The organism is Streptomyces sp. NPDC127197, assembly GCF_042672405.1.
GTDB classification, from domain to species: domain Bacteria; phylum Actinomycetota; class Actinomycetes; order Streptomycetales; family Streptomycetaceae; genus Streptomyces; species Streptomyces flavusporus.
Window position 1 is genome coordinate 1 of the sequence record NZ_JBHXVG010000153.1, and the last position, 1,119, is coordinate 1,119.

General features: G+C 62.0%; 1 protein-coding gene. It reads left to right on the forward strand.

Features of this window, described 5'->3' with window-relative positions; all coding sequences use genetic code 11:
• Positions 1-239 precede the first annotated feature (239 nt).
• A complete protein-coding gene (locus ACFVJQ_RS46055) occupies positions 240-1,079 on the forward strand; it encodes an IS5 family transposase (protein ID WP_385791991.1) in 840 nt (279 codons plus the stop codon).
• Positions 1,080-1,119 lie beyond the last annotated feature (40 nt).

The following is a 1,119-nucleotide window of genomic DNA, read 5'->3' on the forward strand; positions in this document are numbered from 1 at the left end:
GAAAACGACCTCTGAGTGGGCATTTAGGTATGGCTTGCGGCGTTACGCCGCTCTTGCGGCTGGTGCTCTTTGAAAGGGTTTGTGCCCTACGTGCGGTTTCGCAGCCTTCCAGGCACCGGCCTCGGCGTCCATTTGCTCCGTGCCTTGCACCCGGATTCCGTCTGGTCTATGGACGTCACAGAAACGCCCTACTGGTCAAGTAACGCTGTCAGCAGCGCTGTTCGTGTAAGAGCCCATTCGTGAGCCAGCGGAAGCCGTACCCCAGCGACCTGTCCGACGCCCGATGGGCGTTGATCGAACCGACCTTATCCGCCTGGAGGAAAGCCCGACTCGACCGCAGACCCACCGGCCAGCCGGCCCAGGTCGAACTGCGCGATGTCTTCAACGCCATCCTGTACGTCAACCGCACGGGAATCCCGTGGAAATACCTCCCGCACGACTTCCCGAACCACGGCACCGTCTACGCCTACTACGCCGCCTGGCGCGACGAAGGAATCCTCGCCCAGCTCAACTACGACCTCACCGGCCTGACCCGGGTCAAGGAGGGCCGCAAACCCGAACCGACCGCATCCGTGATCGACACCCAGAGCGTGAAGACCTCCACCAACGTGCCCCTGACCAGCCAGGGAACGGACCCCGGGAAGAAGATCGTCGGCAGGAAGCGGGGCATCATCACCGACACCCTCGGCCTGCTCCTCGCCGTGACCGTCACCGCCGCAAGCCTGTCGGAAAACGCCGTAGGAATACGACTGCTCGACCGGGCCAAGAAGACCTACCCCACCATCTCCAAAAGCTGGGTCGACACCGGCTTCAAGAACGCCGTCGTAGAACACGGCGCCAACCTCGGAATCGACGTCGAAGTCGTCAACAGAAACCCCAAGACCCGCGGCTTCCATGTTGTCAAAAGGCGCTGGGTCGTCGAGCGAAGTCTGGGATGGATCATGCTTCGCCGGCGTCTGGCCCGCGACTACGAGACCCTCCCCGCAAGCTCCGAAGCCATGATCCACATCGCCTCGATCGACAACCTCACCAAGCGCATAACGGACGAGACCACACCCACCTGGCGAGGCACCTACTAGGGCATACGGGGCGATCTACCTAAATCAAATGCCCTCTGAG